Annotated in this window: 20 protein-coding genes; 2 read left to right on the top strand and 18 right to left on the bottom strand. The window is 56.2% G+C overall.

Translation table 11 applies throughout. The features are described 5' to 3' along the window. Nucleotides 1-19: 19 nt before the first annotated feature. From AC0LWT_RS33690 to AC0LWT_RS33665, 6 genes are all read right to left on the bottom strand, one after another. Entirely contained in the window at nt 20-1,081 is a 1,062-nt protein-coding gene (locus tag AC0LWT_RS33690; RefSeq protein WP_474685829.1) for an ABC transporter ATP-binding protein, read from the bottom strand. A 15-nt stretch (nt 1,082-1,096) separates the two neighbouring features. Then, the gene (locus tag AC0LWT_RS33685) at nt 1,097-1,885 is read right to left on the bottom strand and encodes an ABC transporter permease (protein WP_474685827.1); all 789 of its coding nucleotides are present in this window, start codon (nt 1,883-1,885) and stop codon (nt 1,097-1,099) included. Nucleotides 1,886-1,889: 4 nt separating this feature from the next. Then, the gene (locus AC0LWT_RS33680) at nt 1,890-2,711 is read right to left on the bottom strand and encodes an ABC transporter permease (RefSeq protein WP_474685825.1); all 822 of its coding nucleotides are present in this window, start codon (nt 2,709-2,711) and stop codon (nt 1,890-1,892) included. 27 nt (nt 2,712-2,738) lie between these two features. After that, nucleotides 2,739-3,671: a nucleoside hydrolase gene (locus AC0LWT_RS33675; RefSeq protein WP_474685822.1), complete on the bottom strand. Its 933-nt coding sequence runs from the start codon at nt 3,669-3,671 to the stop codon at nt 2,739-2,741. Between the two features lie 74 nt (nt 3,672-3,745). Then, nucleotides 3,746-4,843, bottom strand: a complete 1,098-nt coding sequence (locus AC0LWT_RS33670) for an ABC transporter substrate-binding protein (RefSeq protein ID WP_474685820.1) — start codon at nt 4,841-4,843, stop codon at nt 3,746-3,748. A gap of 178 nt (nt 4,844-5,021) precedes the next feature. Further along, entirely contained in the window at nt 5,022-5,372 is a 351-nt protein-coding gene (locus AC0LWT_RS33665; RefSeq protein ID WP_474685819.1) for a DUF2294 domain-containing protein, read from the bottom strand. Between the two features lie 367 nt (nt 5,373-5,739). Here AC0LWT_RS33665 and AC0LWT_RS33660 point away from each other — a divergent pair, with 367 nt between their 5' ends. Beyond that, nucleotides 5,740-6,696, top strand: coding sequence for an Rpn family recombination-promoting nuclease/putative transposase (locus AC0LWT_RS33660; RefSeq protein ID WP_474685817.1), 957 nt, complete (start codon nt 5,740-5,742; stop codon nt 6,694-6,696). 102 nt (nt 6,697-6,798) lie between these two features. On the opposite strand, the gene AC0LWT_RS33655 is transcribed toward AC0LWT_RS33660, so the two are convergent. The 11 genes from AC0LWT_RS33655 to AC0LWT_RS33605 all read right to left on the bottom strand — a co-directional run bounded on the left by AC0LWT_RS33655 (nt 6,799) and on the right by AC0LWT_RS33605 (nt 24,483). Next, a complete protein-coding gene (locus AC0LWT_RS33655) occupies nt 6,799-8,232 on the bottom strand; it encodes a four-carbon acid sugar kinase family protein (protein WP_474685815.1) in 1,434 nt (477 codons plus the stop codon). A 7-nt stretch (nt 8,233-8,239) separates the two neighbouring features. After that, nucleotides 8,240-9,499, bottom strand: coding sequence for a ribulose-bisphosphate carboxylase large subunit family protein (locus tag AC0LWT_RS33650; RefSeq protein ID WP_474685813.1), 1,260 nt, complete (start codon nt 9,497-9,499; stop codon nt 8,240-8,242). A gap of 29 nt (nt 9,500-9,528) precedes the next feature. Further along, entirely contained in the window at nt 9,529-10,209 is a 681-nt protein-coding gene (locus tag AC0LWT_RS33645; protein ID WP_474685811.1) for an aspartate/glutamate racemase family protein, read from the bottom strand. 28 nt (nt 10,210-10,237) lie between these two features. Then, nucleotides 10,238-11,962: a glycoside hydrolase family protein gene (locus AC0LWT_RS33640; protein ID WP_474685809.1), complete on the bottom strand. Its 1,725-nt coding sequence runs from the start codon at nt 11,960-11,962 to the stop codon at nt 10,238-10,240. A gap of 8 nt (nt 11,963-11,970) precedes the next feature. Continuing rightward, nucleotides 11,971-13,566 (bottom strand): response regulator, encoded by a 1,596-nt coding sequence (locus AC0LWT_RS33635; RefSeq protein WP_474685808.1) that lies wholly within the window; start codon nt 13,564-13,566, stop codon nt 11,971-11,973. 35 nt (nt 13,567-13,601) lie between these two features. Next, complete coding sequence (locus AC0LWT_RS33630) at nt 13,602-14,423, bottom strand: carbohydrate ABC transporter permease (RefSeq protein ID WP_474685806.1); 822 nt, start codon at nt 14,421-14,423, stop codon at nt 13,602-13,604. Next, nucleotides 14,420-15,289, bottom strand: a complete 870-nt coding sequence (locus AC0LWT_RS33625; protein WP_474685804.1) for a carbohydrate ABC transporter permease — start codon at nt 15,287-15,289, stop codon at nt 14,420-14,422. The genes AC0LWT_RS33630 and AC0LWT_RS33625 overlap by 4 nt, the downstream gene beginning before the upstream one ends. A 2-nt stretch (nt 15,290-15,291) precedes the next feature. Continuing rightward, nucleotides 15,292-16,635, bottom strand: coding sequence for an ABC transporter substrate-binding protein (locus AC0LWT_RS33620; protein WP_474685802.1), 1,344 nt, complete (start codon nt 16,633-16,635; stop codon nt 15,292-15,294). Between the two features lie 139 nt (nt 16,636-16,774). Next, nucleotides 16,775-18,550: a cache domain-containing sensor histidine kinase gene (locus tag AC0LWT_RS33615; RefSeq protein ID WP_474685800.1), complete on the bottom strand. Its 1,776-nt coding sequence runs from the start codon at nt 18,548-18,550 to the stop codon at nt 16,775-16,777. Nucleotides 18,551-18,676: 126 nt separating this feature from the next. Further along, nucleotides 18,677-21,334 carry a family 78 glycoside hydrolase catalytic domain gene (locus AC0LWT_RS33610; RefSeq protein WP_474685798.1) on the bottom strand — a complete coding sequence of 886 codons (2,658 nt, stop codon included), beginning with the start codon at nt 21,332-21,334 and terminating at the stop codon, nt 18,677-18,679. Beyond that, entirely contained in the window at nt 21,331-24,483 is a 3,153-nt protein-coding gene (locus AC0LWT_RS33605) for a glycoside hydrolase family 2 TIM barrel-domain containing protein (protein ID WP_474685796.1), read from the bottom strand. Before AC0LWT_RS33605 ends, AC0LWT_RS33610 begins: the two co-directional genes overlap by 4 nt. A gap of 55 nt (nt 24,484-24,538) precedes the next feature. Between AC0LWT_RS33605 and AC0LWT_RS33600 the strand changes: the two genes are divergently transcribed. Next, the gene (locus AC0LWT_RS33600; RefSeq protein ID WP_474685794.1) at nt 24,539-25,045 is read left to right on the top strand and encodes a hypothetical protein; all 507 of its coding nucleotides are present in this window, start codon (nt 24,539-24,541) and stop codon (nt 25,043-25,045) included. A gap of 40 nt (nt 25,046-25,085) precedes the next feature. Here the strand turns inward: AC0LWT_RS33600 and AC0LWT_RS33595 are convergent, their stop codons facing one another. Continuing rightward, complete coding sequence (locus tag AC0LWT_RS33595; protein WP_474685792.1) at nt 25,086-25,373, bottom strand: hypothetical protein; 288 nt, start codon at nt 25,371-25,373, stop codon at nt 25,086-25,088. Between the last annotated feature and the right edge of the window lie 84 nt (nt 25,374-25,457).

Below are 25,457 nucleotides of genomic sequence, written 5' to 3'. Positions count from 1 at the left end.
GCCTTCCCCTCCACGTACGCTACTCAACTAAAACCAGCTTCTCGCCCGGAAAAAGAAGCCGCACTTCCTGACCGCCCGGATAAGGGAGCTCCATTTCTTTATTGACGGTAAAATCGCCCAGCGCCGTCTCGACGACGTACTGGTAGCTTCTGCCGAGAAACGTGCTTACTTTGACCCGGCCGGTCACCCGGTTCGCCCCTTCCTCCATTTCGCTCGTGCTTGCGATGATGACATCGTCCGGACGAATGGCTCCCTGCTTGCCGGCCTGCTCCCCTTTGCCGGGGTGCCTCGTTACGGAAAACGCGATCCCCTTCGCTTTCAGCTCAATCGCATCTCCGGCTTCGGTTCTTTCATCGAAAGCGATAAAATTCGTAAAACCGGTAAAACGGGCGACAAATTCGGTTTTCGGATATTTGAAAATCGTGGCCGGAGCGCCCAACTGCTCGATCACTCCTTTATTCATAATCGCCACCTGATCGGAGATCGAGAAGCACTCTTCCTGATCGTGCGATACGTAGACGGTCGTAATGCCAAGCTCCTGCTGGATGCGGCGGATCTCCACCCGCATGTTGACGCGCAGGTTAGCGTCCAGATTGCTCAGCGGTTCGTCGAAAAGCAGCAGTTCGGGCTCGATGACGAGCGCTCTGGCAATCGCTACCCGCTGTCTTTGGCCCCCTGACAGTTCTTTCGGAAACCGCTGCTCGAAGCCGGACAAGCTGACGATGTCCAGTATGTTCCGTACCCGCCGCTCGATCTCGGCCCGATTCACTTTGCGCAGCCGGAGACCGAAGGCGACATTGTCGTAAACGGACAAATGCGGGAACAAGGCATAGCTCTGAAACACGAAACCGAAGTTTCGTTTGTTTACAGGGACGCGCGTGTAATCTTTGCCGCCCAGCGAGAAAGTGCCCGCCTTCGCCTCGATGAACCCTGCAATAAGCCGCAAAGTCGTCGTTTTCCCGCATCCGCTCGGACCGAGCAGCGAAATAAGGCTGCCTTTTTCAACGCTCAGGTTGAAGTTTTGCAGAATATATTGCTGGCCGTAGGCGACCGATATATTTTCCAGTGATAGCAATGCCATGGACAAAAGCCTCCGTTATCGTTTGGTGAAGTAGGACAATCCCATCAACCGTTCAATAATGAACATAAGTACCGCGGTGAACATCATCAGCAGCACGGAAATCGCGGCAATCGTAGGGTCAAAATGGTTCTCCACATACGTCAGCATCTGAATCGGCAGCGTACTGACGCCCGGCCCCGTCATGAAGACCGAAATGTCGACATTGTTGAACGATTCCAGAAATGCGATCAGAATGGCGGCGATAATACCGGATTTGATATTCGGCAAAACGACTTTGAAAAATGTTTTCAATTGGCCGGCGCCGAGGCTTAATGCCGCTTCCTCCACCGCAAAATCGAAATTCGCCAAGCTCGACGCAACGACGCGGATAATAAACGGCAGCATGATCACCGTATGGCCGACGAGCAGCGCCGCATAGATCGGCAGGTGGTACATGACGATAATGTATTTGAGCATCGCAAAACCAAGCACGATACCGGGAATAAGCACCGGCGAAATGAAAATCGCGTTCAGCGCCTCTTTTCCTTTGAACTGGAACCGGCTCAGCGCATATGCCGCAGGAATGCCGAGCAGCAGCGCGAGCAAATTCCCGAGCAGCGAGACGATAATCGAGGTGTTGAAGGTCGTCATGAACATTTTGACCTCCAGGATGTTCCGGTACCATTTTAAAGAGAAGCCTTGCGGCGGAAATTTCAACACGCTGCCCGGCTCAAATGAAGCAAAGGCGATAATGACGAGCGGCCCGAGCAAAAATATATACACAAGAAGCGTAAACAAGGCCAGCCCCCGATTTTTCTCCCGCATATTTCTACCCCTTCGGATTCAATTTAGTGGCCAGCTTGTTCATCAGCGCGATAACCGCGAAGGTGATCGCAATCATAATGACGGCAATGACGGAGGCGAGGTGCCAGTCGTTAAGCGTAATCGCATTTTGATACAAAAATGTGGAGATGACCCGCTGCTTGCCTCCGAGCAAAGCCGGCGTCGTGTAAGCCGTCAAGCTTCCGACAAAAACTAGAATGCTGCCTATGATCAATCCGGGTACGCTGAGCGGCACGATCACTTTGACGAAAGCCGTAAGCCGGCCCGCTCCGAGGCTCTCCGCTGCTTTAAGCAGATCCGCATCTATATTCTCAAGAACGCCGACCAGTGTAATAATGATGAGCGGCAAAAACAGATGGATGAGGCCGATCATCATCGCCGTCGGCGTATACAGGATGTCAAGCGGCTCTTTAATGAGGCCGATGGCCAGCAAGGCGTTGTTGAGCAGCCCTTTTTTGCCCAAAATAATCATCCAGCTGAACGACCTGACCACCGAGCTTGTCAGCAGCGGAAAAATCGCCAGCGCAAGCAAAATCGCTTTATGCCGCGGACTTTGCTTGGAAATGAAGTAAGCGACCGGAAAACCCAGCAGCACGCATAGAAGCGTAGTTACGAGGCTGACGCGCAGCGTGGTCCACACAATTTGCAGAAAATAAGGGTCTTTGAAAAAGTTCAAGTACCCGGCGAGCGTAAAAGTACCGTTATCGAAAAAGGTCGAACCGATCGTCAGGACGATCGGAACTACCATAAATACCGCCAGGAACGCCAGTCCCGGCAGCAGCATGAAAGGCAAGTACGTTTTTTTCATGTAACTTACTCCTGTTCCACGGTTCGCTTAGGCACGCAGCGCGCCGACAAATAGCTTGAGAAATTCGTCCGCCGACACGTCCAGGCTCACATGAACGTTAGCCGCTTTGGACAAGCGGTTTTGGAAATCGCACACGCTCTGCCCGTCGCACAGCTCGCTTTTGGTTTCCACATCTACGTAGTAATGGCGCGTTGTGACCAATTGCTTGTTCAGCGCGACTCCGACGGCCAGCGGATCGTGAAGCGCGCATGCCCGAACGCCGTTGCGCTCATAGTAGCGCTGCATATAGTCAGCCGTGCTCGTCTTGACATATTCGGCCAGAGGAGAATCCCCGAGCTCCCGGATATGTTCTTCGGTCATGAGCGCCTTGCGCGTCACATCCAGTCCTACGAGCGTCAAATCCGGAAAACCGGCCTGGAAAACGAGCTTGGCCGCTTCGGGATCGACGTACATGTTGTATTCCGCCGTAGGGGTTACATTGCCGAACCCTTGGACGACACCTCCCATTACGATCACTTCCTTCACCTGGTGCACAAGCTCAGGATACTTCATGACCGTCATGGCCAAATTCGTCAGCGGCGCCGTCATGACCAAAGTGACTTCGCCGTCGTACCGCTTCACTTGTTCAGCGATAAAGTCGGTTGCATGCCCTGCCGCCGGCTGCATGAGAACCTCCATATCGGCTAACGCGCCGCCGATTCCGTCCTTGCCGTGAACCCGGTGCTCGAAAAAAGAACTCCGCATCAAAGGCTTGTTAGCCCCCCGAACGACCGGAATTTCCCGTTCCATTCCGGCCAGCTGAAGGATTTTGCACGTATTCTCGGTCGCCTGGTCCAGCGAGACGTTGCCGTTCACCGTCGTGATGCCGAGCACATCGAGCTCCCCGCTGCGAATCGCCAGCAAAATAGCGAGCGCATCGTCCACTCCCGTATCCACATCGAGGATCACTTTCTTTTTCATAAGTACGCTCCTTTCCGTCCTGTACAAGAAAAAGCAAGGGTATATACGTTCATATACCCTTGACTCATTTTCACTTACTTGGCAACTTCCTTATTCCAGCGGTCAATCCACGATTTCAAATGCTCGTTGACGAATTTCATATCCAGCTTGCGCAGCTTGTTCACAACGTCGGCACCGTACGTAATCCCTTCGGCCTCGTTAGCCGAAAGCTGAAGCGTCGTGTTAACGGGCGAGTCCACTTTTGCCTTGGCCGACTTTTCCTGAACTTCCTTGCTCAAATGCCAGTTGATAAAATCTTCCGCCAGCTGCTTATGCTTGCTTCCTTTGATAACGTTGACCGTATTCATAACGGCGTAGGCCCCTTCTTCCGGGGAAATGAATTTCGTTTCCGGCACGGCCGCTTTCAAATCTTTTACATACATTTCCATAATCGGGCCGGCGGCGATTTCTCCTTGCGCGAACATGTTGACGAACTCGGAAGTTTGCCCGTAATATTTGACGACCCCTTTGTTCAATTCCTTCGCCTTGGCAAACGCCTGGTCCTCATTGAACGTAGTGCTGCCGGCAACGATCGAGGCCGCATCCAGCACCATCGGGCCCGTCGTCGACGTAATGTTCGGCATAGTCAGCTTTTTGGAGAGCTCAGGGCTCCACAGGTCGCTCCACGACTTGATTTCCTTGCCCGCAGCTTTCGGATTATAGGCGATGCCCAGGCGGCCGATCGTGTATGCCGGACCGTAATCTTCACCGAGCGGCGCTTTCGCGATGTCGTAAATGTCTTTCAAATTCGGGATGCGGCTGCGGTCGATTTTGTCGAACAATCCCGCTTCAATCCCCTGCTGCGCGTAGTAATCCGACAAATAAATAAGGTCGACGCTCGAGCTGCCCTGCTTCACTTTGTTCAAACGGTCTGCGTTGTTGCCCACTTCGAGCACGATTTTAACATTATGCTCTTTCTCAAACGGCGCATATACTTCTTTCTTGAAGAAATCGTCGGAAAACCCCCAGGTGGAAATCACCAATTGTTCCGGTTCCCCTTTGGAGGCGGCGGCTGTCGCCGAAGCGGCGGGACTGGCGTTACCCTGTTCTTTTGCAGGCGAAGTTCCGCATCCTGTCAAGGCCAGTCCTGCTACAGAAAGGGTAAGCAACCCGCGGATCATAGTTTGTTTCATGTTCATCGTCCTCCCAATGGATTATATCGGTTTACATATAAAAAAGAAAAAGCACGCTTGTATAGAAGAAGAAAACTTCTAACAAGAGCACTTTTCATTGTAAACAATGCAAAGAGACATCTGTTGCCGTACATGCGGTTTCCTCTTAAGATAGATCAAAAGAGAAACACCGTCGCATTTAAAATTCCGTTTGTTTCAAAATAATATTCGTAATGGCCCATTGAGTCGGCGGATCATAGTCCCTTAATACCGCATCGATGGATAAGCTCAATTCCTGCTCCAGCTTCTCGCGGATCTTCTTCTTATAAATCGAAGACATGTAAAAATCGACCTCATGCTTGAGCGAAGGCGCCTCGCCTTCCAATGCCGTAGAGCGCGGCGACCGGCGGTGCTTGGCGTGAAACGTGATGATGTTGCCGTCCAGCGACACCTTCAGCAAGATCGTACCGAAGCCGAACAGCTCTTTGGAAATGTCGTTATACAGGTGACACAGCTTCTTCTTATATTCGTTAGAATCCGGGAGGGACATGCAATCACCTTCAGAACAATAATCGACTTTTCTTGCATTTCTTTTTATAATACATAGGTTTTCAGAATTAATCAAGTAAATCGTTCGTCTTTTTATCAAAAAACTCGCGAATTATTCGTTCAGACCGCCTTAAATTATTCATTTTTCCGAATGTATAAATTACATTAAATTTTTCGGGAAGTCGATATTCAATACAGCCGGCGCCTAACCGACAAACACATCATTCTTCTGCTCGTTGTTCCATTTGCAGAAGAAACTACGGTATAATAGAAGAAAGCGGATTAAGATGGCCGGAAGCCAATCTTTTGAAGCATTGAAGGCTGTGATCCAGGAAATTAACCATAACCCGCCGAATAGGAGGAGAACGATGGATTCAAGCCGGACAGGACCGGATATTCACCAACCGCATGACAGTTCTTACCGCTTTTTGTTGTCCAGCAAGAAGCTGTTTATCGAATTGCTCCGCTCGTTTGTCCGCAGAGGTTGGGTCGAGCAAGTCGACGAAACGGATGTCGAGACTATTAACCAAACGTTTGTGCTGCCTGATTTCAAACGCAAAGAAGCCGATCTGGTGTACAAGGTGCGTCTGAACGGGCGGGATGTTATTTTTTACTTGCTGATGGAGTATCAATCTACGGTCGATGTAGAGATGCCTTACCGCCTTTTGCTGTATCAGGTGGAAATTTGGCGCTATGTGCTTCGAAACCAGGACGATGCGGGCGAAAGAAAAGCTTTTGCACTGCCAGCCATCGTACCTATCGTGCTATATAACGGCAGTCGTCCGTGGACGGCCAAGCGTCGATTCCGCGAACTGCTCGCCGGTGAGGAAGCGTTCGGGCCGGAGCTGCTCGATTTCGAGTATATCCTGCTGGACGTGGAGCGCTACACTGAGGAAGAGTTGCTCGCGTTGTCGAACACGATCGGCTCTGTATTTTTACTAGATCAAACTGCGGACCAAGAACTGCTGCTGGAAAGACTGCGCAAGCTGATGGGCACGATCCGGCGTATGCCGGAAGATTTGCAGGGACAGTTCATCAGCTGGCTCGCAAACATAATCAGCGTACAGCTGCCGCCGGATAGCCAAGACGTCGAGAAGTTGATCCAGGAAATCAAAGAGAAGGGAGGGACCACTATGGGGCTGCAAAAAAATCTGGAAGCAATCAAGCTCAAAGGAAAAGAAGAGGGTAAAATAGAGGGAAAAGAAGAGGGTAAAAAAGACGTTGCAAAAAACCTGATTGAAATGGGACTGGACAACCCGGCTATTGCGACAGCGACCGGGTTTTCAGTGGAAAAGATCGAACAGTTGCGTAAACAAGTCCATTGACGAACGGAGAATTCGTTGCGCCCGATGAGTGAACAGCCGCAAAGAAGCCTGCCGCACCCGACTCTGCCAAGAGCAAGGTGCAGCAGGCTTTTTCGATGCGGACTACATAAGCGGGTATCGGCTGCCTAGCCGGACTTTTTCGAAAAAATGTTCCCCGCCGACCTGCCCGCCCTTGAGCACCAGCTCAAGGCCGTCGAATTGCGGGGCCCGCGAAAACGCCCGGCACAAAGGGCCGCCGGGCTCAAGCAGCGACTTGCACGCGAGGGCATAGATGCCCAGCTCGCGCGTGATGTACCCGGATGTATCGCCGCCGGCGATCAGCACCCGGGTCAAGCCGCAGGCCAGCACAAGCTCTCGGGTCAACGCGCCGAGCGCCTTGCCGAGCAGCTCGCCGCTGGCGCCTGCCGGCAGCCCCTGCGCGGCCAGCGCTTCGCGCGCGCGGGCAATCGCCTCGTCCTGCGGGCCCGCGGCCGAGTAGACGACCACGCTGCGGCCGCTGTCCAGCGCAGCCCGCGCTTCCTGCAGCAGCCGGCTTCGCGCTGCTGCGGCCAGCTCCGGGCGCAGCAGCTCCTCGGCCGGCACGCGGATTCCCGCGTAGCCGGCGGCAAGCGCGCGCCCGATCTGCCGCTGCGTCACAGGCGAGCAGCTGCCTGAGACGACGAGCAGCCGCTCGACGGCTTCGGGCGACCGGCCCGCCTGCGCTTCCGCAGGCAGCAGGCCGGCTTCCCGCCAGCAGGTGGCGAGCGCATACTCGACGCCGGACGAGCCGACCGCAAACAGCGTCCCGCCGGATTGCGATTCTTCCCACAGCAGCCTGCCGGCCGTATGCAGGCGCGCTTCATCCAGCACGTCGAACAGCACGATGTCCGGCCGCTCTTCGTCCAGCTTGCGGGTGAAACGTTCCCGCACAGCCGCCTGCGGGCCTTCCAGCGCTAAAATATCAAACAAAGCGCTGGGCAATGCGGTTTGTTCCTGCAAATGCAGGCGCAGATCGGATTCTGCCATCGGCGTCACCGGGTGGCGCGACATCGTCGGATGGCGATCCAGACGGTATGTGTCCGCTCCCGCTCTAGCGCCGACCCCGGCAGCGGCAAAATGATGGCCGAAAACCGTATACCTGCCCAAATAAGGCACGCCGGCGATGACGGGAACGTAGCGGCCGCCGAATACTTTGCGGCCGATTTCGATCGCTTTGCCGATGCTGCCGATAGCCGGCGATGAATCGAAAGTCGAACAAACTTTGTAATGAAACACGGCGGGCTCTGCCGCCCGCATCGTTACAAACAACGGGGCCAGCTCGCGCTCCATCTCCGCGGGGCTTAACGAACGCCCAACGCCGGCGACGCCGATGCATTCCGCATCGCGGAACCGCCCTTCCAGCATGTCCTGCGTAGGTGGCTCAAGGAACAGCACCGTATTGAGCCCGGCCCGAAACAGCGCTTCCAGCACATCGGTCGAGCCCGTGAAATCGTCTCCGTAGTAGCCGAGCAGACGGCGCGGCTTGCCGCTGCCGTCCCCCGATTTTTTAACGCTCATGGCCGGCTCAACCTTTCCCGAATTTCTCGATCGCCCGTCTGAGCGCCGGATGCTGTGCGGCATAAGCGTCCAGCGGAATGCCCCGGACAGCCGCTTCCCAGCCGAGCTTCATGCTTTCGAAGCCGGCTGAAGGCCCGTCCGGATGGGCCAGCATGCCGCCTCCGGCCAAGTGCATCACATCGACGGAGCCCGTTGCTTCGTAAGTAGCCGGCGCGGTGCCGGCCCACTGCATCGAAGAGACGACAGGCATCGCCATACAGCCGCCGAGCAGAGGCGTCATGCACGCCTCGATCGAGCGCAGTACCGATTCGTTGCTTTCATAAAATTTGCTGTTCAGTCCGTTCACATGCAGATGATCCGCGCCGGCCAGACGGCACAGCTTTTGGTAAGCGGTAAATTCAAAACCCAGCAGCGGACTGCGCGTCAGCGCCCCCCATTGGTTGCGGTGGCCGTGAATCGGCACTTCGCTGAATTGATTCAAGTACGCGAGCCCGCTCAAGCCGATGCTGAGAATGCTGACCATGACGCAAGTTCCGCCGGCTTGAACGACCGTCTCGTGATTGCGCTTCAGCTCTTCCATATCGCCGGTAATGTTGAAGGCGTACATCAGTTTTTTGCCCGTCGCATCTGCCGCCCGCTCCACGGCCTCCATGACGGCCTTCACCTTTTGCTCCAGAGGCGCGAACGGGGGATTCGCATTCAGCTCGTCGTCTTTTATAAAATCCATGCCGGCTTTAGCCAGCTTTTCTACCAGCTCCGCCAACTGTTCGACAGGCAGCCCGATGCTCGGCTTTACTATCGTGCCTAGCAGCGGACGGCCGTAGACACCGGTCAGCCTGCGCGTCCCTTCGATGCCGAATTTCGGCCCGAAATACCGCGTTTTGAAGCTTTCGGGCAGCTCCAGGTCCACCAGCCTCAAGCCCGACAGCTCCTGCAGTTCGTACAAATTGCCCGCCACCGCCGACAGCAAATTCGGAATGGAAGGGCCGAAATTGTGCAGCGGAAACGATACCTGGACGCGCCCCCGCCGAAATTTGCCGTCATGCCCGGCGGGCACCTTCGCTCCGGGCAGCGAAGGCCTGTCTGCCTCGTCGAGCGGCTCGATATGTTCGACAACCGCGCCGTGATTCGCCTTCAATTCGTCCGTTTCGCCCGGAACGGCTGTGAAAGTGCCCGTAGACTGCTCCCCGGCGATAACCGCCGCTGCATGTTCCAGCGAGTACGGCGTTTCCACCAAATAAGTTGCGATAACCCGTTCCTGATTCATCAGGCATCTCCTCTCCTTCGACCGAAACGCTATCCGTTCTGCTGCTTCTCGCTCTGCTCCAGCAGCGCTTTTACCGCTTCCACGCCCATCCGCGGAGAGGACAGCACGGGCTTGCCCGTCGCTTCCCTGAGCGTTTGTTCCATCCGCGCCATGGAGCCTTGGGCCAGCACGAGCACGTCCGCTTCCGCAGCAATCCGTTCGGCGGTTGCCAGCAGGATGCGGTCGTGCTCGGCCGGGTTGCCGCCTACAAGCGCATCGAAGGCGCCTTCGGCCAGGCCGTTTACGAGCTCCACCTCTTTGCCGGCCGCAGCCGCTTGCTTCCGAATGAGCCGCATCGTCGGCTCCAGCGTCGATGGCAGGGTCCCAAGCACGGCTATCCGCTTGTAAGCCGCAGCGGCCGCCGCCGTCATCGCGTCGTCGATTTTGACGATCGGCACGCCGATCAGGCGCCGCGCATCGTCCGCCACTTCGCCGACGGAGGAGCACGTGTTCAAAATGACATCAGCGCCGATTTCCTCGCCGTGGTGAAAGTACTGGATCAGCCGTCGGGCCACGCCGGCCGGGACATGTCCGGCCTGCACCACGTCGCCGATCAGGCTGTCGTCGATAATGTTGACAAGCCGGCAGTCGGGAAGCAATTCTTTAAACACGGCCTTTAAGGAATCGGCCAAGCCTTGGCCTGTATAAACGGCCACAACCGTTTTGGGCATATAGGTTCCTCCTTTTTTGTACCGGATCTTACCAAACGAATTCCTTATCCAATCTCCGGTAATCGCCTTCGCGCATCGGTGCCTTGTCGTAAACCTTACGATCGCTGTACAGAGGCTTCTTCGTGCCTTTCGGCGTAATGTTCACGACGTCGTCGCCGCGCCATTCCGTTTCGAACGTCTGGCCGACCGCATGTTCCAACGTTTTGCGGAAACTGAGCGGGAACGTGACCGTAATTTTCTCTCCGGCGGCAGCGCTGCCCAGCAGCAGAAAATGTTTGTTCACCCAGCGGCTTTCCTCGCTGCCCTTACCCTCCGTCACTTGACCGTCCAGCTCGCGGGTATAGCGGATTTTCGTGAAGCCCGCCCACTCCGGTATGCGGATCTGCAGCCGCGGCACATCCGTATGGACGTCGATGACGACTTTGCCTTCATGCGGCAAATAGCTGCTTACATCGAGCCATTTGGAGCCCCGGTTCAGCAGGAAGTTAATGCTGACCGCGCCGTTTTTCTCGGTGATGCTGTTGCTCCAGCCCATGAACAGTCCGCGCGTGCCCGAGCCGAGGCAGCAAATTTGCAAATCGCTCGTGTGACCGCGCCCTTCGTTGACATCGCAGATGAAATCGTTAGGGGCCGAATAGCCGGCAAACGACCCGCGCGTGCGCTGCGCCACTTTGTAAAACGATTTATTCATCGGAATGTCGCCCGATTTGTCGTCGGTTTCCTCGACCCAATCGAGATCGAGCAGCTGCGATTCGGTCAAATGATTGCGCAGGAACCGCTCCACCGTTCCCCAATATTCCACGTAGCCGCTCTGCGCCAGCGTGATGCCCGTCGCGATCAGATCTACCAGCGAGCATGTTTCATGCTCAAAAGCCTGCTCATGCAAATCACCGGGCGTCCAGCCGAAAGCCGTGCATTTGGTCAGCGCCCAGTCGTAGCACTTTTTCACCCAACTGATCATCGCCGCATCGCCCGTGAAAACGCCGAACCGCGCTATCGCGTCCAGCGTGCCGAGCCGCGTATGGAAATGGCCGCTGCGGTAAGCCAGGGCATCATTGAAACTGCCGTCCTGGTTGAATACTCCGCTGCGCTCGACAATAAGCGCTGTAAAAAACTGGCACAAATCGAAAGCGTCCCGGTTGCCCGTCAGCTCGTGATACTTGAGCAGCGGCATCACCAGCCGGCCGCAAAAAGCAGCCGGGTCCGGCGCCAGCCGAAGCTGCACGCCGTTCGCTGACGGCCAGCCGGTCTCCTTGTACTCGGACGCCGGATAGTACCACACATCGCGCTCCTTGACCGCAATGCGCTTCAGCGCCGCGATATGCCGGTCGGCCGCCTCCTTGACTTTCGGATCGCCCGTTTCCATATACCACGTCGTCAGCGACAAAATAACTGCGCGCTGGTCGATCAGGTTGGCGTTCGGCTCCCAATTGCGCGTCGGATTGATTTGCCGGTAGCTCATGCCGTCCTCTTTGAAAAACGACAGCAAGTTCGCCCTGTACCGCTCCTCCACGTCTTTGCCGAACGTTTCCCCGGACATATGTCTGGCTAATATGAGGCCGTCGATCATTCTCCCGTGCGATGAGCCGTAGTCCCAGTCTCCGTGCGTCATGAAAGCGGGCTTATGCATCAGGTCGGCGTTGAAAAAAGGAATGTAGTTATGATCCTTATCCGCCATCCCTACCATCGCATTGATCGCATGCCTGGCGCGTTCCTCGAGCATTAATGTATCCGGAATCAGTCGTTTGTCCATCTCCCAAATCACTCCTTGTTCATAAGCGGCGGGGCCGTTTCTTCCTTGCTCCGGTATTCGCCGATCGTCATGCCGGTTCTCTTTTTGAAAATTTGGCTGAAATACCGGTAGTCTTCGTAACCGACCATTTGCGCGATTTCATAATTTTTATATTTGGCGTGTTTCATCAATTGCTTCGATTTGCCGATCCGGTAATCGGTCATATAGTCTACAAAGTTGTGGCCCGTCGTTTTTTTGAACAGCCGGCTCAAATAATCCGTGTTCATATAGTGGCTTTCCGCGATTTGATGCAGCGACAGCGGCCTGTCGTAATGCGTTTCGATCAGCTTTTGGATGTCGCGCACGATTTTCTCGCCCTGCTTTTCGCTGGAGCGTTTGCCGTATGCCAGCAGCGGTGGGATCAACTCTTGGGCAAAAAGGCCTTTGACCGATGCGGCGTCGTTGATTTGCCTGATCCTTTCGGCGAAAGCGAGCGGGCTCTGGCCGCATACATCCTCAAGCCGGCTCTCCGATCCGCGCAGCTGTTTTTCAACCGAGTGGATCAGTACTGTGGCGCTGCGCTGCATATGATCGACGGTCATGTCCGGCGCGCTGAAAGCTGCGAACAGCCTGTCAAAGTCGTGCGCCGCGCTCTCGCTGCCCATCTGCAGCGACAGGAGGAAGGCGTCTTCCAGCTCCCGCGGATAGCAGGGCGGTGCGGCGTTCGTTTCGCTGCCGGAAAACAGTACGGCGTTGCGTTCTCCCAAGCTTTTCGCCTTGAGCGCCCGAACCGCTTCGACATAGGCGCGCCCCGCCTGCTGCGCGTCCGTCTTTGCGCCGCTGACGCCAAAGCTGCAGCCGTCGATGCCCGCTTGCTTAAGCGCCGCTTGCAGCGTTCGGCACAATTTGTCGAAGTCTTCGCGCTTCAGCCGTTGCCCTGTGACGGCCAGCACCGTTTCCCTTGCGGCGTCTGGAGCCGTCGTCACGACATAGCTCCACTGTCCGCCGAACAGAAATGGCCGGTTCCGCTCGAGCTGTTCCCTGATCAGGGGCAGCAGCTTCGCCGGATCGGCGTTGTCCCCATAAGCGTCCGGCTGAAGGACGACGATACGGGCTTCCCCCGCCCACCAGTCCGGCGGCGTATGGGACAGCCCCTCGCCGTCCCGCGGTTCCGCTTCCGCATGATGCAGCATGCGCTGCAGCCGGTCTTCCGGGCTCTCGCCTGGCGCCCTGCGCTTCTCGCTTTCCCTCCGGTCCAGCTCGGCCGCCGCTTTTTCCAACACTTGAACCAGTTCTTCCTTCTTCACCGGCTTCAGCAAATATTCAAAAGCTTTATGCCGGATCGCCTCTTTCGTATATTCAAAATCGGAATAGCCGCTGACCACGATCGTCAGCAATTCGGGCAAATCCCGGTTCAACATCCCGATCAGTTGTTTTCCGTCCAAACCGGGCATCCGCATATCCAGAAAAAGCAGATCCGGCTTTTCCGCGAGCGCAATCGCATGCGCCTCTTCGCCGTTCGACGCTTCTCCGACGAGCTTCAGCCCGAACCGCTCCCAGGGAATCGATTGGATCAGCCCTCTGCGAATCCATATTTCATCATCGACTATGACAACTTTGCGCATGGATTTAGCCCTCCCGCTCTTATGTTACTGACATGTTATCCTTTCAGAGAACCGGCCGTCAAACCGTCGATGATGTATCTCTGGAGGAATAAATAGACGATTAACACAGGCGCGACGACAACGGTCATAAAGGCGAAAACGACGCCCCAATTCGTACTGTACATCGTGACGAAATTGAAAATTTGCAGCACGATCGTCCACTTGGTGCTGTCGGTCATCAAGTAAAACGGTCCGAAAAAGTCGTTCCACACCGACACCATCACGACGATCGTCACCGTGACCAGCACCGTCACAATCAGGGGCAGCACGATTTGCCAGTACAGCCGGAAATAGCCGCAGCCTTCGAGCAGAGCCGCCTCATCCAGCTCGCGCGGGATCGATTTCATAAAGCCGACGAGCAGGAACACGGCGAATGGAAGCAGAACGGCTGTGTAGTACATGATCAGGCTGAAATATGTGCCTCTGATGTGCAGATCGCCCATCAGCTTGATCGTCGGCACGATCGAAACCGGCACGATCAGGCCCGTAATGAACAAATAATACGCGGTCCGCAGAAAGCGGCTGTCTCTCCGCTGAATAATGAAAGCGGCCATGGAGGCGAAAATGTTCACGCATACGACCACACAGCCAGAAATCAGAACGCTGTTCGTGAACCCGCGCAAAATATGAGCCTGGCCGAAAATATCCCTGTAATTGCCGAACTGCCACTCGGAGGGCAGCGACAAGCCGAACAGCGCCGATTCCCGGATATCTTTGAACGAATTGACGAGAATCATCAGGAAGGGGATGAGAATGACAAGCGCCATACAAATCGCCGCCAGTTCAAGCAATATGAGCCATGCGCTTCGCCGGATCACATCTCCACCTCCCTTTTTTTCATTTTCATGAGCACAGGCACGCCCACGCAAGTAACCAGAACGAACAGCACAACGTTCACCGCCGTCGCATAACCGAATTCGCCCGAGCTGAACATGCTGCGGATATAGGTGAAAAATACTTCCGTCGAATAGCCGGGACCGCCCTCGGTCAGCACCATGACGATTTCGAACACTTTCATGGAGCCGATCATCGACAGCAGCACGTTCACGGTAAAAGCGGGAGCCAGCAGCGGGAACATAATTTGCCGGAACCGGCTCCAGTAGTGCGCTCCGTCCATAGACGCGCTTTCAATCAGATCCTTCGGAATGAACTGCAGCCCGGCCAAATAGACGACCATGGAAAAACCCGCTACGCGCCATATGTCGGTGACGATGATGGAAAACAGCGCATACTTCGGATCGTTCAGCCAATCGTGCGCCAGCATGCCGAGGCCGATATTGTTCAGCAACTGGTTCACAATGCCGTGCTCCGGATGATAAATCGCCCGGAAGATGTAGCCGATGACGATCGGTGCGATCACGTAGGGCAGGAAAAAAATCATCCGCAGCACATTCTTCAGCACGAGCGCTTCGTTCAAAATGAGTGCGAGTCCGAGCCCGCACACGTTTTGCAGCACCGTAACCGCAGCCGCAAAAATGAGCGTGTTCAGCAAAGCTGTCATCAACCGCGGTTCGCGAAACAGCTCGACGTAATTCCGCAGCCCGATAAAACGGATATCGGGCGCGTTAATGTTCCAGTCCGTAAAGCTGTAGTAAAAGCCGATCAGCGTCGGCGTCATAAAAAACAGCAGAAACACAGCCAATGCCGGAAATGAAAAGTAAAGCGGGTACTTGCTTGTTCCCATGCTTACTCAAACCCTTCGAGTCGTTTGGTTTTGCCGTCCTTCTTGTAGTTGGCGTCGAATTCTTTCACAGCGTTGTCCACATTGCCGAGAATGTAGAAGTTTTGCAGCGTTTTCTGAAGATCGGCAAATGTAGGCGTCAGACGGTTCTGGATATTGATTTTCGCTTTGCCCGCGTCGATCATCTCTTTGACTGTTTGCTGCACGGGGTACAGCTCGCTTTTTGCGTCTTTGAAAATCGGGATGCCCGGTGCCGTCTGGTAGTACAGATTCACCACATCGGGCGAAATCATGAACTTGATCAGCTCGATCGCTTCTTTAGCATGCTTCGCTTTTTCCGGCACCATCAGCTGGTTCGGAGGCGTAATCAGCGCCGTTCCCGCGTCGCTCTCCGAAGGGAACGGGAAGAAGCCGATGTGGTCTTTCACGAAATCTTTGCTGAATTTTTTTTCCAGCTGCGGAATAATGCCGTCGAGCATGAAAGTCATCGCCACTTTGCCGTCACCCAATTTCGTCTGCAGCTCGTCGTACGTGCCGGCCATCGGGTTGTCCTGAATCAGCCCCAAATCTTTCAGCTGTTTTTGCTTGACGAACAAATCTTTCACCTGCGGAATATCGGCAAGGCTCAATTGGTTCTTTTCGAGCTTTTGGACGCCGGCGTCGCCAATCGCCGGATCGACGTTGGACACCCAGCCCGTCAAATAAAAGATTTGCGTCGGCCAGCCGTCTTTCACCGCATCGTAAAACGGAGTGACGCCGGACGCCTTGATTTTTTTCGCCGTTTCAAGCAAATCCGCGTAGTTTTTAGGCGGCTGCACGCCGGCCTTGCCGAACACATCCTTGTTGTAGAAAACCCCCATCATGCCCGTAGCCCCGAACGGTACGCCGTAAATCTTTTTGCTTGCCGTCGTTTGGAAATCTTTCATCGAAGGGATGATCCGGTCCCATACGCCCGCTTCGGCGCTCCATTCGTGCAGCGTCTCTTCCGCGCGCAATTTGACGTTCTGCTTCGTTCCCGGCTGCATAAGGAACAAATCCGGGAAATCGCCGGTCGAGAACCGGGTTTTCATCATGTTGTCGAAGTCGCCGCCGGGCAGCGCCTGCAGTTCGACTTTGTTGCCGGTCTGTTTTTCGTAAGCTTCGAAAATTTTGTTGAACGGCGCCGCATCGACCGTATTGGAAATGACGAACGTCAGCGTAACCGGAGCTTTGGACGTCTTCGGCGCCGCTGTCCCCGCCGCCGTCTTGTCCGCTGCCGGGGCCGCTCCGGTACCGCCGCCGCAGCCCGTGATAGCGCCGACGGTTAAGCAGACTGTGAGCGCCGATAAGACCGTTTTCATTTTTTTCATTTTCTTTAGCACCCTCCCTGTAGTTTCGTGAGAAAACTTGCCGCGTAAGCATTTGTTGAAGGAATCGCTTACAATTCAATTATATGAAACCGCTTTCGTTCGCTCTATTCACGATTTCGACTAATAATGTTTAATATTCTTACAAGTTCCCGGGGCCGATGACGAGCGTCACGCTCGTGCCTTCCCCTTTTTTGCTCTCGATAATGCAGTCGAACTGTTTGCCCAAACGAATCGCGTACCGGGCGTACACATTGCGGATGCCGAGGCCGCCTGCCGGGGCTTGCGCGGAAACCGTCTCCGAATAAACCGGCTGATCCAGCCTCGCCCGCAAGCCGTCCAATTGCTCCGCGGTCATGCCGACGCCGCCATCGCTCACCGTGAGCAGCAAGTCCTCACCCTGCCGGCGTGCGGCTACGCAAATGGTGCTGGGCCCGAGCTTGGGCTCAATGCCGTGGAATACGGCGTTTTCGACCAGGGGCTGGAGCGTCATTTTGAGAAGCGGATGGTCGTACAAGCTTTCCTCGATATCCGTTTCGTACGTAATTTTGTCCTCAAAACGAATGCGCTGAATGCTCATATATGCTTCGGCCTGCTCCAATTCTTCCCTGAGCGTGACGACCTCATCCTTATTTTTAATATTGTAACGGAACATATCCGCAAGGGACTGCGCCATGCCGCCGATTGTTTCCACGTCGTAATAGTCGGCCATCGCCTTAATGCTGTCGAGCGTATTGTACAAAAAGTGGGGATTGATCTGCGAATACAGCATCGCCAGCTCGGCCTGCTGCAGCTTGATCTGGTAAATGTATTTGCTCTCGATCAAGTTTTGCAGCTCATCCTGCATATCGTTGAAATTCATCGCGATCCGGCCGATTTCATCGTTCCTCCGCACGGGGACGCGAATGGAAAAATCCCCCCTTTTGACGCGGTTGATCGTTTTGTAAAGCTCCAGAATCGGATTCGTGATCCGCTGTCCGAACAGGACGGAGATGAGCGAAGTGACCAGAAAAGCGATCAACGCCGTTATGAGCGTCGTCGTTTTAATGCGATCGAGCGAGCTGAAAATTTCCTTCTTCGGCATGAGCAGCACGACTTTCCAGTTGGAAAAATCCGACCTCGTATACGTGACGAGTATGTCGCCCTGCTTGTCTCCGTACCAAAACGTGCCGTTGTCCTTCGTAATCTGCGCGAGCATGTCTGTCCGCAAGTAAGCGTCCTGCGGCTCCGCGGAGCTGAATATGGGCCTGTTAAGCTCGTCGAGCACGAGCAGCACGCTATTCGCGGAAAGGCTGTCGTTTTGCCCGATGGCGCGAAACAATTCGGCGCTGTACTCCGCGCGCACGATGATGAAATAAACGGGATTCGAGAAATCGCGGATCAAAATGGAAGATGAAAAAGCGGGCCGCTCATTTTCCCGGTTTTCCCCGGCGGGAGGCCCGCTGAAATGAACCCGGCCGTCCTTGACGATCGTCTGCCGGAACCATTCGGACTGCGTCACTTCTTCGGCCGTCCACGGCTTCCGGTCGTCCGAGGCGTTCAGCAGCTCGCCGTTGCTGTAATAAATTTGAAAACGGATGAAATCGGGAATCGGGGTAATGTTGAAGCTTTTCAAAAAGAGGTCGCCGAGCTTGCGCTTGAACAGAAACTTGTCCTGCTCGTCCATCGTCGCATAGGCGTTAATGCCGTCTATATATTCCTGGCCGTAATAGGGAGCCAGCAGCAGATTGCGCTTGTTTTGAAAATCGTTGTTCATATTTTTCTCGATTTGGCGCACGATCTGATTGCTCGATTGCTCCGCTTTTTCCGACGTCGAGCGGTACGAAATATAGAAGGAGATCGTTCCGACCAGGGCGATACAAATAAGGATGATAATGAAATAGCTGAAGAGCAGCACGATGCGGATTCTGGAAAACATAGGTCAGAGCTTCCCCCCTTCTTCTGCATGCGCGCGGCCGGACGGCAGACGGCGGGGCGTATTCCCCACCGACATACGCGTCCGGCGCGGCCGCAGGAGAACGTGCGGCTCCCCTGATGCGGCATGCTACTTTTCAATTATACATCTAAAATGGTATTCGCCTGAACCTATATCGAATTGTGCGGACAGCGGACCGGCGGCGATGGCTGTGGCTTCCGGGTTAACCCCGTTCAGCAGCGAGCCGGTGCTTGGCAAATGGACGGTCGCCGTCGTGTTGGCGGGCACCTCGACCCGCAAATCGAACTGTCCGCCGTCCGACAGGCTCCAGGCCGACCGAACGGTGCCGTACAAAGAGTCGTACTGCGCGTTAACACGCGTCAAGCGCCCGCCTGGCCGCGGACGGATGACGCTATGCCGGAAGCCCGCTTTTGCCGCGTCGGTATCGATGCCGGCCATATAGCGGAACATCCACTCGCCGACCGAACCGAGAGAGTAGTGGTTGAACGAGTTCATTTGCGGCGTCTGGAAGCCGTTGTCTTCGGTCCATCCGTCCCAGCGCTCCCAAATCGTCGTCGCTCCGTGCTTGATGGAGTACATCCATGACGGGAACGCCTCCTGGGTCAAAAGCTCATAGGCAATGTCCAGCATGCCATGATCGGTAAGCGCCGGCAGCAAATAACCGACGCCGAGGAAGCCCGTCGACAGCCGCCCGCCGCGCCGGCGGATGTCGGCCGCCAAATGGCCGGCGGCCTGCTCGCGCAGCGTCTCCGTCAGCAGGCCGAACTGCAGCGCCAACACGTAGACGGTTTGCGTGCCTCCGTGAATGCGGCCTGCGGCGTCGACGAAAGCGGCGCGGAACGCCGCGGCGATGTCCCCGAACAGCGAGGCGTACTTCGCCTCGTCCTCTTTTTTGCCGAGGACGCCGGCGATTTGTCCCAACAGCTTCGCGCTGTAAGCGAAATAAGCGGTAGCCAGCACTTCGTTCGGCGTATCGGCCTCGATGGACAGCCAGTCGCCGTAGTTGGCGTAAGCCGGCCTGACGAGACCGTCGCTGTTCGCCTTCAAGTAGTCAACCCACCGTACCATCGCCTCGTAATGAACTTCCAAAATTCGCGTATCCCCGTACATCACGTACAGCGTCCACGGCAAAATAACGCCCGCATCTCCCCAGCCGGCATTGTCGGGAGCGAACCAGTTGAGCCGGGTGCTCCACATTTTGTACCGGATCCAGCCCGCATCTGGCGCAACGTCCGTAAAAGCGCCCGACGGCTGCTGGCAATCCCGCATATCCCACATATATTTGGTGAAAAAGCGCGCTACGTCCATATTATAGGAAGCGGTACGGGCAAAAATTTGCGCGTCCCCGGTCCAGCCCAGCCTCTCGTCACGCTGCGGACAATCCGTCGGCACGGAGAGGAAATTGCCGCGCTGCCCCCAGGTAATGTTGGAATAAAGCTTGTTGACCATCTCATCCGACGTTTCCAGCGTCCCCGTAACCGGCGTGTCCGAATGAACGACTTTGCCGACGATCGTATCCAAATCCGGCTCTCCCGGAAAACCGATCAATTCGACGTACCGGAAGCCGTGAAACGTAAACCGCGGTTCGTAGCGTTCCTCGCCTTCGCCTTTTAAAATGTAATGATCCTGCTGGACAGCGACCCGCAAATTGTCCAGATACAAAGAGCCGTCAGGCTGCAGCATCTCCGCATGGCTCAGCGTCACCTTCGCGCCGCGCGTTCCGGCCACCTTCAGCTCCGTCCAGCCGACCATATTTTGCCCCATATCGTAAATATACGTGCCCTGCTCCGTCCGCCTGACGTCGATGGGGCGCCTCTCCTGCACGATGCGGATCGGCGGCTCGACCGCCGCGACCAGGAGTCCGTTGTAGCCCGGCCTGACGTCCGGCCGTTCCCAATGCGCGTCCGCAAAATCCGGCCGTTCCCAGCCCTCATGCTCCAGACGGGCGTCATACGTCTCGCCCATAATCATGTCCGAATACACGATCGGCCCGCCGGACGTCGTCCAGCTCGCATCGGTGCAAATGCAATCCCGCGTCCCGTCCTCGTAATCGATATGCGCCTGCATGAGGAAGAACGGCCTTTCCCCGTAAATGCGCGCGCCCAAAAAGCCCACCGTCCCCGCATACCAGCCGTCGCCAAGGATGACGCCGAAGGCGTTGCCGCCTTCCTGAACCTGTTCCGTCAAATCGAACGCCGTTACTTGCACGCGCTTGTCGTAATCGGTCCAGCCCGGAGCGAAGCGGTCGCCGACCGTCTGCCCGTTCAGGTGCAGCTCGAACAGGCCGAGTGCCGTCGCATAAGCGGTGACGCGGCGCACTTGTTTGCGGACGGTGAACGTTTTGCGAAAATAAGGGGCTGGCTGCATCTGTTTATTCGGCTCGGATTTGCGGCCGATCCACTGCGCCTTCCACTCGTCGCGGGACAGCAGCCCCATCGTCCAAAAGGCGCATTCGCTCCAGGCCGACGCCAGGCCTTCACCGTCCCACACGCGCACTTTCCAGTAGTAGCGCCCTTCCGACTGCAGCGGCTTGCCCTCGTATACGAGATGAACCGATTGCCCGGAGGCTGTTTTTCCCGTGTCCCACATCTCACCCACGCCGCTCTCAAGGCTCTCGCGGGATTGCGAGACGATGACCTGATAAGCCGTCTGTATGGCGTTCCGTTCGTCAGACTCAAGCCGCCAAAACAATCGCGGCCGGCGCTCATCCAGCCCGAGCGGATTATGCATATATTCGGTCTTGCAAGAAATGACTTTCAGTGTCATGAAAACTCCCCCTTGATTGGCTTGATGCGCACTTCCAGCTTCATGTTTTGCGGCTGCAGCAAATAGGCGTCGAGCGTCGGCGCATAGCCGCAGCTGTGATTGCCGAGACCGCTTTGCGCGGCATCGATGTGCACAATCGTCTCATCGCGCTTTGCAAGCTTGTGCACGTGCTTCGTCAGCGTCAAATCTTCCGTCGTATAATGATGTGCGCTTACTTGCAGCAGCTCCGGACCGCTGAAAATCAGGCAGCTGCCCGACGCATCGCTGATCTCCGCCCAGCGGACGTCGGCTTTGCTGCCGTTTTCCTGCGGCTTGATGTACGGCACGAACTGCTCCTGCACCGTGCCGCTGTAAATGCCGAGCTTGCCGCTCTCTTTGCGGTCCGCATAGCATTCATGCGGCCCTCTGCCGTACCAGCGCAGCCTGTCAAAACCGCCCGGCATCCGCAGCTCGATGCCGAACCGCGGCAGCGGCGGCAGCTCCCCGCGCAGCGGCTCGATCGACGCTTCCAGCTGCAGTTCGCCGCTGCCGTCGATCGAATAGACGAGCCGCGACCGGAAAGCGACGGGCTCGCCGCGGGCCCCGATGACCGCATCCGCGGCAATCCGCACGCCCTGTGCGCCCCACGCGGATACTTCCAGCGTCCGCTGGTGCGTGACGAGGCGGTCATACCCCGCCTTTTTCCACGCCTTCGCGAGCTGGACGTCATTGTCCACCGGCGCGCGCCACAATTGAATGCGCGGGCCGGCTTTCAACAGCCGCACGCCGCGGCAGCGCCAGTCGTTCATCGCCTCCGCTTCCTTGTCGTAGACGGCGGCGAAATGCTCTCCTTGCACGAAGACGTGACGTCGCGTGTCATCCCACGCCAGCGCAGCCGTGCTGCGGCTGACGTGCGCGGGCGACCGTTCGGCGATGACCGCGACCGGCAGGTCCGCCCAGGCGATTTCGTAGCCGCGCTTCGCCCACGGCGCATCCTCGCGCAGCGCGAACCGGACGCGCAGCACGTATTCGCCCGCTTGGGTCATGCCGTCTGCGGGGAGCACCAGCGTCAGCTCCTCCGTTTCGCCGGGGAGCGTTCGCAGGGCAGGCAGCTCGCCGCTTGCCGCAGGCTCGCCGTCCTTGAGCAGCGTCCACTCGCCTTGCAGATGGGCAAGGCTGACGAAATCGTACCGGTTCGTCACACGCAGCCTCCTGGCTGTTGGTTCCGGTTGCGGTTGCGATTGCGATTGCTGATGGGCTTGCGGCTGTGCCTCCAGTTGCGTTTGCGATTGCGATTGCGCCTGGTCCGCCCAGGCGATTTGGACCGGTTCGAGCGTTTTTTTAAGCTCCAGGATCGACGCTTTCACGCTTCTGTCCGGGAACAATAACCCGTCCAGGCAAAAATGGCCGCTGTGCGGCTCTTCGCCAAAATCCCCGCCGTACGCATACCACGGCTCCCCCGCTTCGTCATACTGACGGATGCCCTGATCGGCCCATTCCCAGATCAAGCCGCCGAGCAGCCGCGGATACGTATATATCGCTTCCCAGTATTCCTTAAGATTGCCAACGGAATTGCCCATCGCATGGCCGTACTCGACCATCAGATAAGGCCGCGGATCGTCCTTGCGCCCTTCCTCGATGACTGTCTCCACGGCCGGGTACATTTGGCTGACGACATCGACCACTGCCGCATCGTATGCCCGCTCGTAATGGATCGGCCGGGTCGAGTCGCGCTCCCGGATCCACTCGGCCATGGCGTCGTGGTTGGCGCCGTAGCCGGATTCGTTGCCGAGCGACCACATGATGACGCAGGGGTGGTTTTTATCCCGCTCGACGAGCTTCCTGGCCCTGTGCAAGTAAGCTTCCCGCCAGTCCGGGTGGGCGGACAAATAGCTTTCATCGCCGAGAAAATGGAAGCCGTGCGTCTCCAAATCCGCTTCGGCGATCACGTACAGCCCGAAACGGCTGCACAGCTCGAGCCATCTCGTATCATTCGGATAATGGGCCAGGCGAACCGCATTGATATGATGGAGCTTCATAAGCTCGATATCCCGCTCCATCGATTCGAAAGTAGTAACGTAACCGAGATCCGGGTCAAACTCATTGCGGTTTACGCCCTTGATCCGGATCGGCTTGCCGTTGATCAGCATCCTGCCTTGTTCAACCCGGATTTCGCGAAACCCGACATCGAGGCGATGGACCGCAGCTATCTGCCCCTGCTCGTCATATAGCGTCAGGATCAGCGCATATAGATGAGGCGATTCCGCGGTCCAGAGCTTTGGCTGCGCGATGTTCTCCGACACAAGCAGCTGCGACTCCACCGTACCAGGCTCATACTTGACGGCCGCCGAATGATCGTGTCGAAGCACCTGCACGCCGTTCTCATCCAGCAGCGCCGCCGTTATACGGTACTCCGCCTCGCATCCCGGCAATCGGGCGGCCTGAATGCGAACATCCAGCCGAGCCTCGCCATAGCCGTTTTCAAACATCGTTCGAACGAATACGTCCCTGATGTGAACGCCGGTCAAAGCAAGCACATACACATCCCGAAAAATACCGCTGAGCCGCCATTTGTCCTGACTTTCCAAATAACTCCCGTCCGACCATTGATATACGCGAACCGCCAGCACGTTGCTCCCGGCATGCACCAATGAAGTGATATCGAATTCGGCATGCATGTGGCTGCCTTGACTGTACCCCGCCAACCGACCGTTCACCCACACATGAAAAGCCGAATCGACGCCCTCAAAAACAAGCCGAAGCCCCTTATCCTCCCAAGATGCATCCACCGTAAAAACCGTCCGGTAGCATCCCGTCGGATTCTGTTTCGGCACAAGCGGCGGGTCGATCGGAAAAGGATATGGGCAGCTGCTGTACTGGGGTATTCCATACCCGTGCAGCTGCCAATTGGACGGAACCGGAATTTGCGGCCAGTCGGCCGCCTCATATTCCGGGTTCATAAAATCAGCCGGAGCCGAAAGCGGCGACTCCGCATACATAAACGACCAATTGCCGCCCAGCAATTGGTAATACGGCGACGACGCCCGGTCGCCTTTCATCGCGCCGTCCGGGCTGGCATAAGGAATAAGCGGCGCCCGCGGAGGCTCCGCGTTTTTTTCCAGCACATGCAGATTCGACCAATCCGGCTCTACGCCCACCGGTTCATTCATAAATGCAGCCCCCAATATTTTTCATATCGTAATCGCTTACAAGATTGCCGCGCGCATGACGGCTGCGAACAGCGCATCTTCCTTTCAGAATAGTCAAAATGAAAGCGCCGAACAATTGAGAAAACCGACCTTTAATGTGGATGATTCCGATATCGCCCGCTCCATCCTCCTATTTCATTCCACCCGCTTTATTTGTGCTGCATATCCGATCATGCATGCTAGGACTGGCGGGGCCTCGAATTTAAGAGAAATTACTGCAGATTTAGAGGAATGTTTGTTCGCTGCAAGAGTACTAGAGAGTAAGAAGCCGCATTTTTCAGACGTTCGAGAAATTGACGACGCCTTTGTTGGGGACTGCAGTCGTTCTTTCCCAACGCGCGCCTCTTCCAGCGCGGGTTGCGCCGCTGCACGGCGGGTGGCCATAAGGCAGCTGGACAGGCCGATTCGCGAAAAACCTGCAAATGTGCAGGCTTTTACCGAAAAAATAGTCCATTTTGGCAAAAAGCCTGCAAATGTGCAGGAATTTTCGATGAAAATGATCCTAGGCCCATGTGTGCGGTGAAAAGCCTGCACTTTTGCAGGAATATTTCTCTGCCAGCATATCAATGGGCAAAAGCCTGCACTTTTGCAGGTTTTCCTCGCGCAACTGGGCGGATAGATGCTCCGGCTCCGGCATATTCCGCCTCCATCGTCCCCCAACTCCTCGCCGCCGCATCCCCGACACGCCACAGCAATCTCCTCCACGGCACGGCAATCTCCTCCACCGACACGGCAATCTCCTCCACCGACACGGCAATCTCCTCCACCGACACAGCAATCTCCTCCACCGACACAGCAATCTCCTCCACCGACACAGCAATCTCCTCCACCGGCACGGCAATCTCATCCACGGCACGGCAATCTCATCCACGGCACGGCAATCTCATCCACGGCACGGCAATCTCATCCACGGCACGGCAATCTCATCCACGGCA

This window comes from Paenibacillus sp. sgz302164, assembly GCF_056120505.1.
The sequence above is the reverse complement of the archived record's forward strand: the minus strand, read 5'-3'. Positions and strand labels throughout refer to the sequence as shown.

Excerpts from the sequence above, each read along its gene's own strand:
- AC0LWT_RS33685 (WP_474685827.1), bottom strand. The coding sequence starts at position 1,885 with ATGCGGGAGAAAAATCGGGGGCTGGCCTTGTTTACGCTTCTTGTGTAT.
- AC0LWT_RS33680 (WP_474685825.1), bottom strand. The coding sequence starts at position 2,711 with ATGAAAAAAACGTACTTGCCTTTCATGCTGCTGCCGGGACTGGCGTTC.
- AC0LWT_RS33625 (WP_474685804.1), bottom strand. The coding sequence starts at position 15,289 with ATGGGAACAAGCAAGTACCCGCTTTACTTTTCATTTCCGGCATTGGCT.
- AC0LWT_RS33655 (WP_474685815.1), bottom strand. The coding sequence starts at position 8,232 with ATGAGCGTTAAAAAATCGGGGGACGGCAGCGGCAAGCCGCGCCGTCTG.
- AC0LWT_RS33635 (WP_474685808.1), bottom strand. The coding sequence starts at position 13,566 with ATGCGCAAAGTTGTCATAGTCGATGATGAAATATGGATTCGCAGAGGG.
- AC0LWT_RS33675 (WP_474685822.1), bottom strand. The coding sequence starts at position 3,671 with ATGAAAAAGAAAGTGATCCTCGATGTGGATACGGGAGTGGACGATGCG.
- AC0LWT_RS33615 (WP_474685800.1), bottom strand. The coding sequence starts at position 18,550 with ATGTTTTCCAGAATCCGCATCGTGCTGCTCTTCAGCTATTTCATTATC.
- AC0LWT_RS33610 (WP_474685798.1), bottom strand. The coding sequence starts at position 21,334 with ATGACACTGAAAGTCATTTCTTGCAAGACCGAATATATGCATAATCCG.
- AC0LWT_RS33645 (WP_474685811.1), bottom strand. The coding sequence starts at position 10,209 with ATGCCCAAAACGGTTGTGGCCGTTTATACAGGCCAAGGCTTGGCCGAT.
- AC0LWT_RS33665 (WP_474685819.1), bottom strand. The coding sequence starts at position 5,372 with ATGTCCCTCCCGGATTCTAACGAATATAAGAAGAAGCTGTGTCACCTG.
- AC0LWT_RS33620 (WP_474685802.1), bottom strand. The coding sequence starts at position 16,635 with ATGAAAAAAATGAAAACGGTCTTATCGGCGCTCACAGTCTGCTTAACC.
- AC0LWT_RS33600 (WP_474685794.1), top strand. The coding sequence starts at position 24,539 with ATGACGGCTGCGAACAGCGCATCTTCCTTTCAGAATAGTCAAAATGAA.
- AC0LWT_RS33670 (WP_474685820.1), bottom strand. The coding sequence starts at position 4,843 with ATGAAACAAACTATGATCCGCGGGTTGCTTACCCTTTCTGTAGCAGGA.
- AC0LWT_RS33640 (WP_474685809.1), bottom strand. The coding sequence starts at position 11,962 with ATGGACAAACGACTGATTCCGGATACATTAATGCTCGAGGAACGCGCC.
- AC0LWT_RS33605 (WP_474685796.1), bottom strand. The coding sequence starts at position 24,483 with ATGAATGAACCGGTGGGCGTAGAGCCGGATTGGTCGAATCTGCATGTG.
- AC0LWT_RS33690 (WP_474685829.1), bottom strand. The coding sequence starts at position 1,081 with ATGGCATTGCTATCACTGGAAAATATATCGGTCGCCTACGGCCAGCAA.
- AC0LWT_RS33660 (WP_474685817.1), top strand. The coding sequence starts at position 5,740 with ATGGATTCAAGCCGGACAGGACCGGATATTCACCAACCGCATGACAGT.
- AC0LWT_RS33650 (WP_474685813.1), bottom strand. The coding sequence starts at position 9,499 with ATGAATCAGGAACGGGTTATCGCAACTTATTTGGTGGAAACGCCGTAC.